The organism is Bradyrhizobium sp. LA2.1 (genome assembly GCF_040547725.1).
Lineage (GTDB): Bacteria > Pseudomonadota > Alphaproteobacteria > Rhizobiales > Xanthobacteraceae > Bradyrhizobium > Bradyrhizobium barranii.
In genome coordinates this window covers 13706-28696 of record NZ_JBEPQI010000004.1, presented here as the reverse complement: position 1 = coordinate 28696, position 14991 = coordinate 13706, and the positions used below count along the sequence as shown (strand labels likewise).

The following is a 14991-nucleotide window of genomic DNA, read 5'->3' as shown; positions in this document are numbered from 1 at the left end:
TATGCAGGAGGATCAAATGATCCTTTCTCGTGCAAGTTGGACAAACAGGAATGCTTCTTGGCGGCAGGCATTTTGCACATGCGCGGTGTTGAGCATACTGGTCGCAGCTCCTGCATTCTTGATGATACTCCTGCTGGATTCCCAGCTCGTCTTACCAGCGCTCAGTATTCTATTTTTCTCAGACGCGATGATCACTGCGGTCTTGGCTTGGGCAAAGTCGGGAAATGCGACATTAGAAAATGTAACGCTATGGGATGTTGCCGGGGCATTGACCATGTTGGGTTGTGCCGCAGCGATTCTTGGCGAACCAGATCAAGTGGCACTTCTTTTCGAGCAACCGGTCAGACTACATTCGGACGCGGCTCTAGGCGATAGCGCTAGCCCCTGATAACCGGCGGCGTTAGGACCCCCGTTTCTTGGTGGCAGGTATCGGTCAACCGATCCGATAGACGTATGCGATCTCGCTTGCAGCTGCCCATTCCCCTGCGGCGGGGACATGACCTGTGCCTGATTATTACGATACAGATGTCCTTAGCGTATTCTTGCAGATCGTTCTGATCGATCTGGTGCTCGCTGGCGATAACGCCATCGTCATCGGTCTTGCTTCAGCCGGACTTCCTGAGGCGCAACGAGGCAAGGCGATTTTGATCGGTATTGTTGCCGCGACGATACTGCGCGTCTTACTCGCCGGGTTGGCGACGCAAATCCTCCAGATCGTCGGCCTCTTGCTCGCCGGCGGGATCCTGTTGTTGTGGGTATGCTGGAAAATGTGGCGAGAGTTGCGCACATCCTCCACAGGGCCAACAGGTGCGATGGACGCCGCTGGAGCAATTGCAGGCGGCAAAGCTCGCAAAACACTCGTTCAAGCGAGTTGGCAGATTGTCGTGGCCGACGTTTCCATGTCTCTCGACAACGTTCTGGCCGTGGCTGGGGCAGCACGCGAGCATCCGATGATCTTGATTTTCGGCCTGGGGCTGTCCATCGCGATGATGGGCGTGGCCGCTTCGTTCATTGCGCGCCTTCTGCAAACTTATCGATGGATTGCTTACGTCGGTCTAGCCGTCATCCTTTATGTGGCGGGTGACATGGTCTTTCGCGGGACGTTGGATGTCATCAACGTTGCGTCGATATGAGATGCTGTATCCTAAGTCGTCAGGCAGAATTCGAACGCAGTACGCATAGGCTGCAGATGGGGTGTGAAGCCCGCAGAAGAAAGGGCCGCCTTTGTGGGGCGGCCCTGTCCAAAGTCTATCGACGCCGGTCAAAAAAATTAGGTTAGAGCAAAGCCAGCCCCGAGAATGAAAACAACTAAGGGTACAAGCGCCGCGCCCGGTTGAGGGACATCGAAATAAAACAAGCTAAGCGCTGGTGCCGGCTGAGGGGATTGAACCCCCGACCTTCGGTTTACAAAACCGCTGCTCTACCGCTGAGCTAAGCCGGCAAAACCAAACAATTATAAGCAGTTAACGAGAAGAAACTTGTCCGCTCGGCACGTTGGGGTGCACGGTCGGGCAGCGTTTGCGTCGATATAGCCGCAGTCGGGGTGTAGGTCTAGTCTGACTGGCTTGCGCTCTTGTCCGCACCGCCGCCTGGCAGAAAATGTGTAGAGCCGGAAATCGCTTTGTGAAACCAGACTGCCCCGTTTCAAGGACGTACGGGCGAAGGATGTCAGACCAAAAGAGCGGATGATCGTCGACGCAACCGTCAACCGATTCTTGGAAGACTAAAGCTGACACAACGAATGGTGCTCCAAAGCTGTCAAAGCCTTGCGCGGTCTCGGAACCAAATACGTCCCTTTGGAGTGAGGACGAGACATGAAACGCTTTCTCGCCATCGCCGCGGTGCTCGCAGCCGCCGACGCTCGCGCGGCGCCTCTAGACGATGCAATCAGCTGCGCGAATTACGCGACTATTGATGCCGTCTGTCGTGAGCAAAAAGACCCAAGCGACCCTTTGCTCGGCAAACTCAAGACTGCAGCAGGCGTGTTGCACGGTCGCAGCATTCGCATAGGTGCGCAGGCTGGCGTTTCCAAAGAAGCGGTTGGAGCCTTGGCTACGGTCGCCAACGACAAGATGACAAACGAGATGTCGCGCAAGTGCGACAACATCAAAGTGTTGCGTGATCAGTTCGAGGGCACTTGCCGCCCGGTGATGGATCAAGCGTATAAAGATACGCTCATGATGATAGACGAGATCATGAAGGGAAAGGGTCGCTAAGATGATAGCGAACGCGCCGCGCTAAAGCATTAGCGACCGTTTTCCTCCATCGTCTGCGCCTGCGCATTGCAGGGCAGAGCGCGAAGGGTGACGGAGGTGAGGGCAAACTTCATGGCTTCATACCCTCTTCGATCATGCGCAGCGTATTGGGAGCGCCAGCGCACCACTTGGCCATCGCAGCCTTGTCGCCGTTCCACGACCCGATGATAGCGGCGCTGCCGATGGCGGCGGTGCCGGGCAGTCGTTTCATGTGTCACCTCATATCCGCGAAGTGAACTTTTCGGCATTCCATGCTTCCAGAGGTGCGTTTCGCCGCTATGAAACAGGCGGCCCGTAGGGGGCCGCCTGATCCTCTTCACCCGACTTGTGCCGTGTTACTGGCAGATGTGCTGGAGGCCGTCCGCTCCCTTGTACCAGGTCCCGGGCCGGCAAACGATGCCGTTGCGGGCTGCGTAAGTATCCCAATTGCCGTACCAGCCCATTTCGCTACGGCCGCCGGCATATCCACCGGAAGTGTCATAGGCGTAGGAATTGTCCCAGCCGCGGAACGGCGCGGATGCAACGGCTGCTGCGGTGCCGACGGCGGCACCAGCAACGGCGCCTGCGGTGTCGACCGGCCAGAAGCCCGATCGAGTTTCGTCATCCGGATTCAGGTGGCCGCGGGCCATGTGCCGGCGCCGATAGGCGCGATCGGTGGTGGGATTGCCGGGGGCGAGATTCTGGCAATTGGGATCCTGGAAGAGCCCCGTACAGCGGCCCGAATTGTCGACTGTGGTTTGCGCGAAGGCCGGTGTTGCCAGCGTGGACGCGACGATCGCGGCCAAGCCAAGAAGCTTCAGGCTCGTCATGGCATTTGCTCCATGTTGTTGAGACCTGTGCTAAGCGCGCCATCCGGCAGTCGTTCCGCGGATTCTCGCACGTGGGGTCACATCGACGTGAGCCCGCGGAGGATGTGCGGTTTGTGTCACGCAACTTCGTGCGATCCAGCATGTGCGGCGGGTTTGTGTCCCGTTAACGCTTCGCTAGCGCAGCTTGCGGCATTTGAGCCGCTATCGACCCTTGCACGTTAGGCTTACCGGAAATTGGTGAGCGGGCCTTAACCCTCTCCGCGTGGCGATCGGATAGGTTGAGCGTCGGATAAACCGGGATCCTTCCATGCGCGCTCTCGCGCTCGCCGCCTTTCTGATCGGATTGCCCGCGACGGCGTTTGCCGGCGGCGGCTTCGATATCGTCGTTCCTGGCCGCCCGGGCGTGCCCATCATCATCGACAACATCGACGCGTCCTACAGCGTGGTCGAGGGTGTCTGGGGTCTCGGCAAGAACGTCCAGGTGCAGCCGACCATCTATGGCGGGCGCTACATCGCCGAGCGGCAGCCCGAGGACGTCGGCCATTATTATCCGACCATGGGCTTGCGGCCCGGCTACGGCCGGCTCGAGGTCGAGCCGCCCGCGAACCGCAAATTGCCCAGGCCCGCCGAGAGCTATCACCAGAGCTGGGGTGTGCAATCGGCGCCGCTGCCGCCGCAGATGGACGTGCCCGTCAATCCGCCGCCGGTGATCTTTGCGCCTGAGATCAACGACCGTCCGCGGCGTCCTCGGCCGCGGCCGCATGCACAGGCGCCCGGAAGGCCGCCAACTTAAGAAACGTCAAAAATTCAAGAAAAAATCCAAGATACGAAAATCAACAGGAGAGAGTAATGCGTCAGATGATTTCGGGACTGGTTGCGGCGGCTGCCGTGATGTTCGTCGCCACCGCGCCCGCCGCGGCTTGCGGCTTCAGCACGTGCGCACCGGTTGCGCCGGTCTATAGCGGCTGCAACACGGGTTGCGGTAGCTGGGGCTATGGCCCGGGTTATGGCGGATGGGGCTTTGAGCACCTCGCCGAGCCGGCCACGCAGTATTACTACGTCAACCAGGGGCCGACCTACACCGGACCGGGCGCATTCGCGCCGTACCCGACCTATCGTGAGGACGCAGTCGTCGCGCCCGCCAACTACGGCTACGGCCGTGGTTATGGCTACGGCAACGGCTATGGCTATCGTGCCGCCGCGGTCGAAGCCCCGGCCGCCTATCCCTATCAGCGCCCGTACTACCGTCCGTATCGCTACGGCTATGGCCCGCGCTACGGCTATCTGCCGCGCGTGCATTACGGCTACGGTCCCCGCTACGGCTACGCCCGTCGCGCCGCGCCGTACTATTACGGCGGCCACCGCGTGCTGCGCCGCTATTACTGATCGTTTGATCGGTTGAATTGAGAAACGCCCGCCCGCGTGATGCGGACGGGCGTTTTGTTTTTTGGATTCTTAGTTTGACGCGTTTTCTTGACGCGAACCGGTATCCACGTCGCTCGAAAACGCTCTAGCGCTTCATCAGCCCGAGGCGGCTCGCGCCGACATAGAGCGAGAGCACGGCGGCGTTGGAGACGTTGAGGCTCTTGATCTCGCCGGGCATGTCGAGCCGCGCCACGACGCTGCATGTCTCGCGGGTCAATTGCCGCAGGCCCTTGCCTTCGGCACCAAGCACCAGCGCGAGCGGCTCGCGCAGCGTGACGTTCGAGAGGTCCTCGCTGCCTTCGCTGTCCAGCCCAACGGTCTGGAAGCCGCGTTCATTCAACGCGGTCAGCGCTCGGGCGAGGTTCTGCACGGTCACCATTGGCACCAGCTCGAGAGCGCCGGAGGCGGCCTTGGCCAGCACGCCGGTTGCTTCGGGGCTGTGGCGCGCCGTGGTGACGATCGCCTTCACCGCGAACGCTGCTGCGGAGCGCAGGATGGCGCCGACATTGTGCGGATCGGTGATCTGGTCGAGCACCAGCACCATGCCTTCCTGGTCTAGGGTCTCGATGTCGGGCGAGGGCAGGGCGTCGGCCTCGGCCAGCAGGCCCTGGTGCACGGCGTCGGGCGACAGCAGGCGGTCGATCTCCTGGGGCCGGACGATCTCGGGCGTGACGCGGGTCGCGATGTTCTCGTCCGCAAGCCGCTTTGCGGCGTTCTCGGTCAGCGTCAGCTTGCGGATCTGCCGCTGAGGGTTGGCCAGCGCCATGGTCACGGTGTGCCAGCCATAGAGGATGACCGGTCCGTCGGACTGCGAATCGCGGTCGCGCCAAGCCGGCCGGCCGGCTGATTTTCCGGGCCTGTTGAAGGGCTTAGCCCCGCCGCGGGGGCCCCTTGGGGTAAATTTTCGATCCTTCATGGGCTCGCTTGTGTCACGGGTCCCGGAATATGGCAATTTGGGTGGCTTCGGGGGCGATTTTAGCTGTTCGCCTCGGTTGACTTTGCCCCACCGCATCGCCCATAAACGCGCCCGGTCGCGCCCCCATCCGGGCTGTCGCGGCCTTCACGTTCCATGGCCGTCTTCGGTCGCCGGCAAGGTCCGGCCCGATTGTGCTGCCGTCGAGCGGGGGAGTGTCCCGAGTGGCAAAGGGAGCTGACTGTAAATCAGCCGCCTCATGGCTTCGCAGGTTCGAGTCCTGCCTCCCCCACCATCCTGCTTCGCGCTGACGCGCTTCGCAGGATTTACAGCCTTCAACTGCGCGAAGCAGGATGCCCTCCGAAGCCTTAGCGAAGGAGGGCGGCCCCATGCACTATGTCTATCTTCTGGAGAGCGACGCTTTCGGCGGTCAGCGCTATATTGGCCTGACGGCGAACCTCAAAAAGCGGCTAGCGGATCATAACGCGGGCAAGTCTCCGCAGACCTCCAAATACATGCCTTGGAGGCTGGTTACCTATGTGGCCTTCTCAGATATCGAGAAGGCGAGAGCCTTCGAACGTTATTTGAAGTCGGGTTCGGGCCACGCCTTCGCAAAGAAGAGATTCTGGTGAGCGAAAGTGAAAACGGACTATCGCCTCACCCCATCATCTCCCTGACCAGCGGCACCACTTTCCCCCCGTAAAGCTCGATGCTCTTCATCAGCTTCTCGTGCGGCAAAGGCCCCGCCGAATACTTCAGCTGGAAGCGCGAAATGCCAAGCGCCTTTGCGGTCTTGGCGATCTTGCGCGCGACGGTTTCCGGCGAGCCGACATAGAGCGAGCCGTGCTCGGCCTCATTGACGAACTCGTCGCGGCCCATCGGCGGCCAGCCGCGCTCCTTGCCGATCCGGTCGCGCATCGCCTTGTAGTCGGGCCACAGCTCTTCGCGCGCCTGTTCGTCCGTCTCGGCGACGTAACCGGGCGAGTGCACGCCGATCGGCTGTGCGGGGCGGCCGAACTCCTTGAAGGCGCGGTGATAGAGATCGACGTAAGGCGCAAAGCGCGCGGGATCGCCGCCGATGATCGCGAGCATCAGGGGCAGGTCGTAATGCGCGGCGCGCACCACCGATTGCGGGCTGCCGCCGACGCCGATCCAGGTCTTAAGCCGGCCGCTCTCGACCGGCGGATAGACCAGTTGATCTTTCAGCGGCGGACGCAGCTTGCCTTCCCAGGTCACCGGCTGCTGCGACAAGAGTGCCGTGAACAGGTCGAGCTTCTCCTCGAACAGCGCCTCGTAAGCGCGCAGGTCGAAGCCGAACAGCGGAAAGGACTCGGTGAAGGAGCCGCGGCCGAGGATGACCTCGGCCCGGCCGTTGGAGAGCGCATCGAGCGTGGCAAAGCGCTGGAACACGCGGATCGGATCGTCCGAGCTCAGCACCGTCACGGCCGAGCCGAGATGGATGCGCCTGGTGCGCGACGCGATCGCGGCCAGCACGGTCTCGGGCGAGGAGATCGCAAAATCGGCACGGTGGTGCTCGCCGAGGCCGATGAAGTCGAGGCCGAGCTCGTCGGCCAGCACGGCTTCGTCGACGACGTTGCGGATCACCTGCGCGTGCGCGAGCGTCTTGCCTGTGCCGTCCTTGGTGACGTCGCCAAAGGTATCCAGTCCGAATTCGAGCGGTGCGGTCATCGATCAGGTCTCTGTGGGGGCGCGAGCGGCGCCCGCATGTGGGAAATTGTTTGCTGTGCAGCTAGGGCGCGGAGGCCGCTTCGACAATGCTGCTCCGGGAAAGGCTGAGTTTCCGGTTTTTCATCGCCCCGCCGGCTCAGTCGGACTTGGCGAACGTCTCGACCAGGGTCTCGCGCAGCCAGCGTTGCGCCGGTACGGTGTCGTTGCGCTGGTGCCAGAACAGGCTGACGATGCGCGGTGGCGCCTTGAGCGGAATCGGCATGGCGTGCAGGAACGGCGCGTGCCGGGATTGCGAGCGCAGATCGCTCGGCAGCACGGCGATCAGGTCGGACTGGCGCACGACCTCGTAGGCGGCGCTGTAATGATTGACGGTCGCGACCAGGTTGCGCGACAGCCCGCGCGAGGCGAGGAAAAGATCGTAGGACGGCAAGGTCTTGCCGGCGAGGCTCACGTCCACGTGCCCCGCATTGAGGAAGCTGCGCGTGCTCAGCCGCTTCATCGCGGCGAGCGGATGGCCGCGCCGCATGAAGCAAGCGTAGTCGACGGTCCACAGCGAGCGCGAGCGAATGGCGGCCGGCTGTTGCGCCTCGTTGACATAGACGCTCAGCACGCAATCGACCCTGTTGTCCTCGAGCTGGTCGGCGATCTCCAGAATGGTGTTGGGTACGGTATGGACGCGCGCCTTGGGCGCGAACCTGCCGAAATGGTTCAGCAGGTTCGGCATCACCAGCGAGGCGACGTAGTCCGACATGGACAGGCTGAACTCGGTCTGCGCGCGGCGCGGATCGAACACCTGCTCGTCGAGCGCGCCGCGAACGCGTTCCAGCGCCTCGCCGATCGGCTCCCACAGCACCACGGCGCGCTGGGTCGGGCGGATGCCGGTGCCGGACCTGACGAACAGGGGATCGCCGAGCGCGTCGCGCAGGCGCGCGAGCGCGTTGCTGACCGCCGGCTGCGTCATCAGAAGCGCATTTGCGGCGCGCGTGACGCTGCCTTCGGTCATCAGGGCCTCGAAGACTTTCAACAGGTTGAGGTCGAGCGATCGGAACGACAGAACATTCACCACAGTGATGTACTAGATCATAATTATAAATTATGACGATAATATCTCTTTGTCTATGGTTCCTCCAAGGGATGAGCGGAGTGCCGGGCCGCCAGACAGAGGGGGACTTTCATGTCGATGATCTCGGCGCGCGTCGAGCGCCTTCCATTCGCGCGTTTCCACACGCATCTGCTGTTGATGGGCGGGCTCGGCTACGCATTCGACGCGATGGACGCTGCCGTGCTGGCCTTCATCCTGCCGGTGCTGCGCACGGCGTGGAATCTGTCGAGCGTCCAGATCGGCGTGCTCGGCAGCAGCACCTATATCGGCTTCCTGTTCGGCGCGTTGTTCGCCGGTACGCTCGGTGACCTGATCGGGCGCCGCGCGGTGATGATGTCGGCGCTGGCGCTTTACTGCGCAGCATCGATCGTGAGCGCGATGGTCGATACCTGGCCGTCCTTCTTTGCTGCCCGCGTTGTCGCCGGCATGGGGACCGGCGCGGAGAGCGCGATCATCGCGCCCTATCTCGCGGAGTTCGTCGCGCGGCGTTATCGCGGCAGCTTTACCGGCGCACTCGCCGGCTTCTTCTCCTTCGGCTTCGTCGCCGCAGCCTTGCTCGGCTACTTCATCGTTCCCGCCTACGAGAACGGCTGGCGCATCGTGCTGGTGATCACAGCGGTGCCGGTCGTCATGCTGCTGTGGTGGCGCCGGGCGCTGCCGGAATCGCCGCGCTGGCTCGAAAGCCGGGGACGGGAGAAGGAAGCCGAAGCCGTCCTCGACGGGATCGAGGCAGGCTTTGCGCGCGCGGGCCATGTCCTGCCGCAGCCCGTCGTCGAAGCGACGGCGCCCGCGGGAGCCACCGGAACGCTGCTTGCCAATTTCGCGGCGCTGCTCGCCGGCCGCCAGGCGCGCATCACCATCATGACCTGGATCATGTGGCTGGCGATCACCTTCAGCTATTATTCCTTCTTCGTCTGGATCCCCGGCCTGCTCGTCCAGAACGGGATGAGCATCACCAAGAGCTTCGCCTATTCGATCGCGATCTATTGTGCGCAGATCCCCGGCTATTTCAGCGCCGCGTATTTCAACGAGCGCATCGGCCGGCAGGCGACGATCGCGTCCTACATGGTGTTCGGCGGCGCCAGCGCACTCGGGCTCGCCTTCGCGCAAAGCGACCAGCAGATCATGGCGGCGGGGATCTTCCTGTCCCTGTTCATGAACGGCACCTATGCGGGCGTCTATGCCTATACCGCCGAAGTATTCCCGACGCCGGTCAGGACCACGGGTGCCGGGCTCGCCTCCGCAATCGGTCGCATCGGCGCGATCGTCTCGCCGATCCTGGTCGGCTATCTCTATCCGAATTTCGGCTTCGCCGGCGTATTCGGGGTCACCACCACTGTGCTGCTGCTCGGGGCAGTCACCGTCGTGCTGATGGGCGTGCCGACGCGCGGCCGCTCGCTGGAAGAGATCGCGGCGGGTGAAGTTGCATGACGCGGACGAAAGTTACCGCTGATCCCTGGCTCTGCGCCGTCGCGGCGGCGCAGAGCAGGGCGGATCAGCCGGATGCACTATTCGCGGCACTCGACGAAGCCGTGAAGTCGGCGATCGGGCACAAGCTGTTCACGATCCTGACCTACGACGGGGACAGCGGCGAAGCGGCGCGGGTCTATTCCAATCTTCCCGGTCCGTATCCGACCGGCGGACGCAAGCGCCTCGCGCCGGGCCCGTGGACCGAGGCCGTGCTCGACCGCGGCGAGGCCTATATCGGCCGAACGCGGGACGATCTGCGCAAGGTGTTCTCCGACCACGAGTTGATCGCCTCGCTCGGCTGCGCGAGCGTGCTCAACATGCCCGTGCGCTGGCGCGGCCGTACGCTCGGCTCGCTCAATCTGCTTCACGAGGCGGGCTGGTATGGCGAGGACGATATCGCCGCGTGCCTTCCCTTTGCCCAGCTCACCTTGCCGGCGCTGCTTGCGCCGGCCGACTTCTGACAGGATTCCGCGATGTCCAGCATCCTCTTCAAGAACGCCGCGCTGCTCGATCCGCTCCAGGCGGAATTGCTGGCAGGCCATGATGTGCTGGTCGAAGACAGCCTGATCAAGGAGGTCTCGGACCGGCCGATCCAGGCCACCGCCGATCGCACCATCGATCTCAAGGGCAGGACGCTGATGCCCGGCCTGATCGACCTGCATGTGCATGCCATCGCCGTTGAGCTCAACCTGGCGCAGCAGGTGCACATGCCGAACGTGCTGGTGACGCTGCGCTCGACGCTGCTGCTACGCGGCATGCTGCGGCGTGGCTTTACCAGCGTCCGCGACGCCGGCGGCGCCGGCCATGCGCTGAAGCAGGCGATCGAGACCGGCCTGACCGACGGCCCACGGCTGTTCGTCTCCGGCCGCGCGCTCAGCCAGACCGGCGGCCATGGCGACATGCGGGCCCGCTCGGATTACCTCGCGAGCGACGCGCCATGTCCCTGCTGCGTGCGGGTCGGCGCGCTGGCGCGCGTTGCCGACGGTGTCGATGGCGTGCGCAGGGCGGCACGCGAGGAGCTCCAGATGGGCGCCGACCAGATCAAGATCATGGCGTCCGGCGGCGTCGCTTCACCGACCGATCCGGTCGGCGCCTTCGGCTACTCCGAGGACGAGATCCGCGCCATCGTCGAGGAGGCGCGCGGGCGCCAGACCTACGTGCTCGCCCACGCCTACACCGCTGCCGCCATCGAACGCGCGGTTCGCTGCGGCGTGCGCACCATCGAGCATGGCAATCTGGTCGATCCTCCGACCGCGCGCCTGATGGCCGAAAAGGGCGCCTATGTGGTGCCGACCCTCGTCACTTACGAGGCCTTGGCCAACGAGGGCGCCCAATACGGCCTGCCGCCCGAGAGCGTGGCCAAGATCGCCGATGTCCGCGACGCCGGTCTGCGTTCGCTCGCGATCTATCGCGACGCCGGGGTAAAGATGGGATTTGGCAGCGATCTGCTTGGAGCTTCTCAACGCCTCCAGAGCGACGAATTCCGCATTCGCGCCGAAATTCTGGGAGCGCGCTCCGTCATCGCCAGCGCGACTTTGATCGGCGCCGAAGTGCTCGGCATGGAGGGCAAGCTCGGTCGGATCGCGCCCGACGCTATTGCGGACCTGCTCGTGGTCGACGGCAACCCGCTGCGCGATGTGGCCTGCCTGCTCGGCCAGGGCGAGCACATCCCGATGGTGATGAAGGCAGGCAAGGTCCAGTTCGACCGGCTGAACGCCTAAAGCGTTTTCGAGCGAAGAGGATACCGGTTCGCGTTAGGAAAACACGTCTAAACAAGCCTGCGCTACCGCCACATCCCCCGCATCCGCGCCCCGATATCGATCTTCGGGCCCTGCGCCGCCGCGCGGGCCGCAGCCGAAGCCGCCTTCGGCCAGGCGGTGCGCTCGAACAGATAGACGAGGGATTCCGGGATGAAGCGGGTGCGCGAGGCGTAGACGTGGCGGTCGCCCTTGGCGGCCTGTCCGTTCACGAAGAAGCGCTGCGGCACGACGAGGTGGAGATCGTCCTTGGCGCGCGTCATCGCGACATAGAGCAGGCGGCGCTCCTCCTCGAGCTCGGCCGAGGTGCCGGCGCCGAGATCCGACGGCATGCAGCCGTCGACGACGTTGAGCACGAACACCGACTTCCATTCCTGGCCCTTGGCCGAATGGATGGTGGAGAGGATCAGATAGTCCTCGTCGCGCAGCGGAGGACCTGATTTGTCGCTGGTCGCATCCGGCGGGTCGAGCGTGAGCTCGGTTAGGAATTTTTCGCGCGAAGCGTAGCCGCTCGCGATCTGCTCGAGCTGCATGAGATCGGCGCGGCGCGTCTCGGAATCCTCGTGGATGCGATCGAGATGCGGCTCATACCAGAGCCGCACGCGCTCGAGATCGGCGGGCCATTCCGAGTAACGCAGATTTCCGACCGTGCGGACGAAGTCGGTCCACTCGGCGCCGGTGCGTGGCGGCACCGCAAGCTGGCCGAGCGCGGCAAGCGGGTCGGTGCTCTCCGCCATCTGGTCGAGCACGCGCTGCGCGGTGGCAGGGCCGACGCCGGGCAACAGGTGCAGGATGCGGAAACCGGCGACGCGGTCGCGCGGATTTTCGGCAAAGCGCAGCAGCGCCAGCACGTCCTTGACATGCGCGGCATCGAGAAATTTCAGTCCGCCGAACTTGACGAAGGGGATGTTGCGGCGGGTCAGCTCGATCTCCAGCGGACCGGAATGCGAGGACGTCCGGAACAGCACTGCCTGGTGCTTGAGCAGCGCGCCTTGCTCGCGGTTGGCCAGCACCTCCTCGACGATGTAGCGCGCCTGGTCGGCCTCGTCGTGGACGGTGACGAGCTGCGGCTTCTGCGACGAGGTGCGGTCGGTCCACAGGTTCTTGGTGAAGCGTTCGCGCGCAAGCCCGATGACGCCGTTGGCCGCCGCCAGCACGGGTTGCGTCGAGCGATAGTTGCGGTCGAGCGTGATCATCTCGGCGCGAGGGGAGAAGCTTTGCGGAAAATCCAGGATGTTGCGAACAGTGGCGGCGCGGAACGAATAGATCGACTGCGCGTCGTCGCCGACCACGGTTAGCCCGCGTCCATCCAGCTTCAGCGCCAGCAGGATCGAGGATTGCAGCCGGTTGGTGTCCTGATATTCGTCGACCAGCACGTGATCGAAGCGGCCGCCGATCTCTTCGGCGATCAGCGCATCGCTCATCATCTGCGACCAGTAGAGCAGGAGGTCGTCGTAATCCAGCACGTGCTGGGTCTGCTTGGCCTCGACATAGGCCGCGAACAGGCCCTTCAGCTCGGCGGCCCAGCCGGCGCACCAGGGATAGTGCTGGCCGAGCACTTTTTCGATCTCCATCTCGGCATTGACGCAGCGCGAGTAGATCGACAGGCAGGTGCTCTTGGCGGGAAAGCGGCTCTCGGTCTTCGACAGGCCGCGCTCGTGCCGGACCAGATTCATCAGGTCGGCGGAATCCTCGCGGTCGTGGATGGTGAAGGCTGGATCGACGCCGATCCGCTCGGCATATTCGCGCAGGAGGCGCGCGCCGATGCCATGGAACGTGCCGGCCCAGGTGAGGGCGTCGCGCATGATCGCGGCATTGTTCTCGCCCAGCACCTTTCGGGCGATGCGCTCAACCCGGCCGGCCATCTCGGCCGCGGCGCGGCGGGAGAACGTCATCAGGAGGATGCGGCGTGGATCGGCGCCTGCGACGATCAGGTGCGCGACGCGATGGGCGAGCGTATTGGTCTTGCCGGAGCCCGCGCCGGCGATGACGAGCAGGGGGGCGCCCACGGTCGCGCCGTCGGCGACGCCATGCTCCACGGCGCGGCGCTGCTCCGCATTGAGCGTGTCCAGATATGTCGCCACGAATCGCCCCGGTGAAAGGGTGAGAGTCGGCGATCCCGGCGCGAATCGCAATGCGGCTGGACGGAACCAATGTTAAGACCTAGGGACAACACGGCCCGAAGTTCCAGCCCGAGAAGCGCGCAACCGGCATGACCGAGCTCAAGCCCGACCAGTTCGAGATGCGGCGGCTGGAGTCGCTCAGCAACACCATCTTTGGTGTCGCCATGACGCTACTCGCCTACGACCTGCCCAAGGCCGCGGTGTTCACCAGTGCCCCAAGCTGGAGCGATCTCGCCCATGTCTATTCCGGCAAGCTCGCCGGTCTCGCGCTCAGCTTCATCATCGCCGGCGTGTTCTGGATCAGCCACCACCGCCGGCTCGCGCGCCAGCCCGTGGGCAGCCGCGGCATGGTGATCCTCAACCTGTTCTTCCTGTTGTCAATCGTGCTGCTGCCGGTGACCAACGGCCTCTACATCAACTACAGCATGAGCAGCGCGGTGGCCGTGCTCTACGGTCTGCATCTGACCGCGATCGCCGGCCTCAATGCCTGGCTGTGGTGGACGATTTTGGGCGGCTGGCGCCACGAGATCATGGCCTCGATGTTTCCGCTGCTGGTGTTCATTCCGGGCACGATCGTTGCGGCCTTCGCGCCGCACGTCGCGCCCTACGTGTGGTTCATCGCCTTTGGCGGGCTGCTGATCCAGCGCTTCTACGTCGGGCGGGCCGAACCAGAGGCGTGAGCGGCTCATCCCTTTGTCGCGCCGAACCCGTCGGCCGGCACGTAAAGCTTGACCGGACGGATTTCGTAGACCGCCGACGGGTTGATCTCGCGCAGCTTCCGCGCCGCCGCGATCGCTTCCTCATCGGTATCGTAGTCGACGAGGTGGAAGCCGAGAAGCTGCTCCTTGGTCTCGGCAAACGGGCCGTCCAGCACCATGCCCGCGCCGGGGCCGCGCAAGGTGTGCGCCTTTCGGGTCTCATCCAGACGAGCGGCCGGCCCAAGGTGTCCGCTTGCCCTCAAGGGTGCCTGAACCTCGATGACTTTGGCCACGACCGCGGCGTCCTGCTCGGGCGTCCAGGACAAAATCTCGTCTTCCACATGATAGGCCAGGATGGCGTAAAGCATCATCACCTCGTTTGTTTTTGAGCTCGCAGTCCGAAGCATGTATGAGCGCGGTCGATACCGACAATCCCGGAGACTAACATATTGCGTCGCGCAAGTTGCGACGAAACCGTCCTGAAACCCGATTGCCGCCCTCGGAGGTGAACGCTGCCCAAAGCCGAGGCGACTGATGGCCACCAAGAACACTTCGGAGGCGGCCATGTCGACCATAAAGATCATCTGCGACGCGCGTCGGGCGGGAAAGTCGGAAGCCGCGGATTTGCACGACCAGTCCGGCCACCACCGCTATTACGGCAGCTCGGCCGAGAACGGCGGCGAGCGGATCGTCGAAAGCCGCCGCGGAAAACACCCGCGCGCGCTCAATGTGTGTGGCTTCTGAAGCCTT

At 63.7% G+C, this 14991-nt stretch carries 18 protein-coding genes and 2 tRNA genes; 12 read left to right on the top strand and 8 right to left on the bottom strand.

Annotated elements, in window-relative coordinates:
• Positions 1 to 16 precede the first annotated feature (16 nt).
• The gene (locus tag ABIB95_RS07880; protein ID WP_081369447.1) at positions 17 to 388 is read left to right on the top strand and encodes a hypothetical protein; all 372 of its coding nucleotides are present in this window, start codon (positions 17 to 19) and stop codon (positions 386 to 388) included.
• 115 nt (positions 389 to 503) lie between these two features.
• Positions 504 to 1133 (top strand): TerC family protein, encoded by a 630-nt coding sequence (locus tag ABIB95_RS07875; protein ID WP_283016899.1) that lies wholly within the window; start codon positions 504 to 506, stop codon positions 1131 to 1133.
• Positions 1134 to 1366: 233 nt separating this feature from the next.
• Here ABIB95_RS07875 and ABIB95_RS07870 read toward each other — a convergent pair.
• Positions 1367 to 1441: transfer RNA gene (locus ABIB95_RS07870), tRNA-Thr, on the bottom strand.
• A 373-nt stretch (positions 1442 to 1814) separates the two neighbouring features.
• On the opposite strand from ABIB95_RS07870, the gene ABIB95_RS07865 reads away from it, so the two are divergent.
• Complete coding sequence (locus ABIB95_RS07865) at positions 1815 to 2216, top strand: hypothetical protein (protein WP_166342337.1); 402 nt, start codon at positions 1815 to 1817, stop codon at positions 2214 to 2216.
• 109 nt (positions 2217 to 2325) lie between these two features.
• Here ABIB95_RS07865 and ABIB95_RS07860 read toward each other — a convergent pair whose 3' ends face one another.
• Complete coding sequence (locus ABIB95_RS07860) at positions 2326 to 2466, bottom strand: hypothetical protein (RefSeq protein WP_354238523.1); 141 nt, start codon at positions 2464 to 2466, stop codon at positions 2326 to 2328.
• Between the two features lie 124 nt (positions 2467 to 2590).
• The gene (locus tag ABIB95_RS07855; RefSeq protein WP_354238521.1) at positions 2591 to 3064 is read right to left on the bottom strand and encodes a hypothetical protein; all 474 of its coding nucleotides are present in this window, start codon (positions 3062 to 3064) and stop codon (positions 2591 to 2593) included.
• Positions 3065 to 3371: 307 nt separating this feature from the next.
• Here ABIB95_RS07855 and ABIB95_RS07850 point away from each other — a divergent pair, with 307 nt between their 5' ends.
• Positions 3372 to 3857, top strand: a complete 486-nt coding sequence (locus tag ABIB95_RS07850) for a hypothetical protein (protein ID WP_071912719.1) — start codon at positions 3372 to 3374, stop codon at positions 3855 to 3857.
• 56 nt (positions 3858 to 3913) lie between these two features.
• The gene (locus tag ABIB95_RS07845) at positions 3914 to 4450 is read left to right on the top strand and encodes a hypothetical protein (RefSeq protein ID WP_071912721.1); all 537 of its coding nucleotides are present in this window, start codon (positions 3914 to 3916) and stop codon (positions 4448 to 4450) included.
• A 124-nt stretch (positions 4451 to 4574) separates the two neighbouring features.
• Here ABIB95_RS07845 and rlmB read toward each other — a convergent pair whose 3' ends face one another.
• A complete protein-coding gene (gene rlmB / locus ABIB95_RS07840; RefSeq protein ID WP_063982538.1) occupies positions 4575 to 5405 on the bottom strand; it encodes a 23S rRNA (guanosine(2251)-2'-O)-methyltransferase RlmB in 831 nt (276 codons plus the stop codon).
• 206 nt (positions 5406 to 5611) lie between these two features.
• On the opposite strand from rlmB, the gene ABIB95_RS07835 reads away from it, so the two are divergent.
• Together ABIB95_RS07835 and ABIB95_RS07830 are read left to right on the top strand one after the other, a co-directional pair.
• A tRNA-Tyr gene (locus ABIB95_RS07835) sits at positions 5612 to 5697 on the top strand.
• 94 nt (positions 5698 to 5791) lie between these two features.
• Entirely contained in the window at positions 5792 to 6034 is a 243-nt protein-coding gene (locus ABIB95_RS07830) for a GIY-YIG nuclease family protein (RefSeq protein WP_354238519.1), read from the top strand.
• Positions 6035 to 6059: 25 nt separating this feature from the next.
• Here ABIB95_RS07830 and ABIB95_RS07825 read toward each other — a convergent pair whose 3' ends face one another.
• Together ABIB95_RS07825 and ABIB95_RS07820 are read right to left on the bottom strand one after the other, a co-directional pair.
• On the bottom strand, positions 6060 to 7091 hold the full coding sequence (locus tag ABIB95_RS07825) for an LLM class flavin-dependent oxidoreductase (protein WP_354238517.1): 1032 nt from the start codon (positions 7089 to 7091) through the stop codon (positions 6060 to 6062).
• 136 nt (positions 7092 to 7227) lie between these two features.
• On the bottom strand, positions 7228 to 8157 hold the full coding sequence (locus ABIB95_RS07820; RefSeq protein ID WP_354238515.1) for a LysR family transcriptional regulator: 930 nt from the start codon (positions 8155 to 8157) through the stop codon (positions 7228 to 7230).
• Between the two features lie 108 nt (positions 8158 to 8265).
• Here ABIB95_RS07820 and ABIB95_RS07815 point away from each other — a divergent pair, with 108 nt between their 5' ends.
• From ABIB95_RS07815 to ABIB95_RS07805, 3 genes are read left to right on the top strand one after another with little or no spacing between them, the layout of a single operon-like run.
• Positions 8266 to 9624, top strand: coding sequence for an MFS transporter (locus tag ABIB95_RS07815; RefSeq protein ID WP_354238513.1), 1359 nt, complete (start codon positions 8266 to 8268; stop codon positions 9622 to 9624).
• On the top strand, positions 9621 to 10124 hold the full coding sequence (locus tag ABIB95_RS07810; RefSeq protein WP_071912729.1) for a GAF domain-containing protein: 504 nt from the start codon (positions 9621 to 9623) through the stop codon (positions 10122 to 10124). The genes ABIB95_RS07815 and ABIB95_RS07810 overlap by 4 nt, the downstream gene beginning before the upstream one ends.
• Before the next feature lie 12 nt (positions 10125 to 10136).
• Positions 10137 to 11384 carry a metal-dependent hydrolase family protein gene (locus ABIB95_RS07805; RefSeq protein WP_354238511.1) on the top strand — a complete coding sequence of 416 codons (1248 nt, stop codon included), beginning with the start codon at positions 10137 to 10139 and terminating at the stop codon, positions 11382 to 11384.
• 62 nt (positions 11385 to 11446) lie between these two features.
• Here the strand turns inward: ABIB95_RS07805 and ABIB95_RS07800 are convergent, their stop codons facing one another.
• Positions 11447 to 13504, bottom strand: coding sequence for an ATP-dependent helicase (locus ABIB95_RS07800; protein ID WP_354238509.1), 2058 nt, complete (start codon positions 13502 to 13504; stop codon positions 11447 to 11449).
• 128 nt (positions 13505 to 13632) lie between these two features.
• Between ABIB95_RS07800 and ABIB95_RS07795 the strand changes: the two genes are divergently transcribed.
• Complete coding sequence (locus ABIB95_RS07795; RefSeq protein ID WP_354238507.1) at positions 13633 to 14223, top strand: TMEM175 family protein; 591 nt, start codon at positions 13633 to 13635, stop codon at positions 14221 to 14223.
• Between the two features lie 5 nt (positions 14224 to 14228).
• On the opposite strand, the gene ABIB95_RS07790 is transcribed toward ABIB95_RS07795, so the two are convergent.
• Positions 14229 to 14609, bottom strand: coding sequence for a YciI family protein (locus ABIB95_RS07790; RefSeq protein ID WP_208087461.1), 381 nt, complete (start codon positions 14607 to 14609; stop codon positions 14229 to 14231).
• 166 nt (positions 14610 to 14775) lie between these two features.
• Here ABIB95_RS07790 and ABIB95_RS07785 point away from each other — a divergent pair, with 166 nt between their 5' ends.
• Positions 14776 to 14985: a hypothetical protein gene (locus tag ABIB95_RS07785; RefSeq protein ID WP_354238504.1), complete on the top strand. Its 210-nt coding sequence runs from the start codon at positions 14776 to 14778 to the stop codon at positions 14983 to 14985.
• The last annotated feature ends 6 nt before the right edge of the window (positions 14986 to 14991 follow it).

What these genes read in the sequence shown, in the direction of transcription:
- ABIB95_RS07845 (WP_071912721.1), top strand. Translation starts at nt 3,914, where the DNA reads ATGCGTCAGATGATTTCGGGACTGGTTGCGGCGGCTGCCGTGATGTTC.
- ABIB95_RS07795 (WP_354238507.1), top strand. Translation starts at nt 13,633, where the DNA reads ATGACCGAGCTCAAGCCCGACCAGTTCGAGATGCGGCGGCTGGAGTCG.
- ABIB95_RS07855 (WP_354238521.1), bottom strand. Translation starts at nt 3,064, where the DNA reads ATGACGAGCCTGAAGCTTCTTGGCTTGGCCGCGATCGTCGCGTCCACG.
- ABIB95_RS07865 (WP_166342337.1), top strand. Translation starts at nt 1,815, where the DNA reads ATGAAACGCTTTCTCGCCATCGCCGCGGTGCTCGCAGCCGCCGACGCT.
- ABIB95_RS07785 (WP_354238504.1), top strand. Translation starts at nt 14,776, where the DNA reads ATGGCCACCAAGAACACTTCGGAGGCGGCCATGTCGACCATAAAGATC.
- ABIB95_RS07815 (WP_354238513.1), top strand. Translation starts at nt 8,266, where the DNA reads ATGTCGATGATCTCGGCGCGCGTCGAGCGCCTTCCATTCGCGCGTTTC.
- ABIB95_RS07880 (WP_081369447.1), top strand. Translation starts at nt 17, where the DNA reads ATGATCCTTTCTCGTGCAAGTTGGACAAACAGGAATGCTTCTTGGCGG.
- ABIB95_RS07805 (WP_354238511.1), top strand. Translation starts at nt 10,137, where the DNA reads ATGTCCAGCATCCTCTTCAAGAACGCCGCGCTGCTCGATCCGCTCCAG.
- ABIB95_RS07850 (WP_071912719.1), top strand. Translation starts at nt 3,372, where the DNA reads ATGCGCGCTCTCGCGCTCGCCGCCTTTCTGATCGGATTGCCCGCGACG.
- ABIB95_RS07810 (WP_071912729.1), top strand. Translation starts at nt 9,621, where the DNA reads ATGACGCGGACGAAAGTTACCGCTGATCCCTGGCTCTGCGCCGTCGCG.
- ABIB95_RS07790 (WP_208087461.1), bottom strand. Translation starts at nt 14,609, where the DNA reads ATGCTTTACGCCATCCTGGCCTATCATGTGGAAGACGAGATTTTGTCC.
- ABIB95_RS07860 (WP_354238523.1), bottom strand. Translation starts at nt 2,466, where the DNA reads ATGAAACGACTGCCCGGCACCGCCGCCATCGGCAGCGCCGCTATCATC.
- ABIB95_RS07830 (WP_354238519.1), top strand. Translation starts at nt 5,792, where the DNA reads ATGCACTATGTCTATCTTCTGGAGAGCGACGCTTTCGGCGGTCAGCGC.
- ABIB95_RS07825 (WP_354238517.1), bottom strand. Translation starts at nt 7,091, where the DNA reads ATGACCGCACCGCTCGAATTCGGACTGGATACCTTTGGCGACGTCACC.
- rlmB (WP_063982538.1), bottom strand. Translation starts at nt 5,405, where the DNA reads ATGAAGGATCGAAAATTTACCCCAAGGGGCCCCCGCGGCGGGGCTAAG.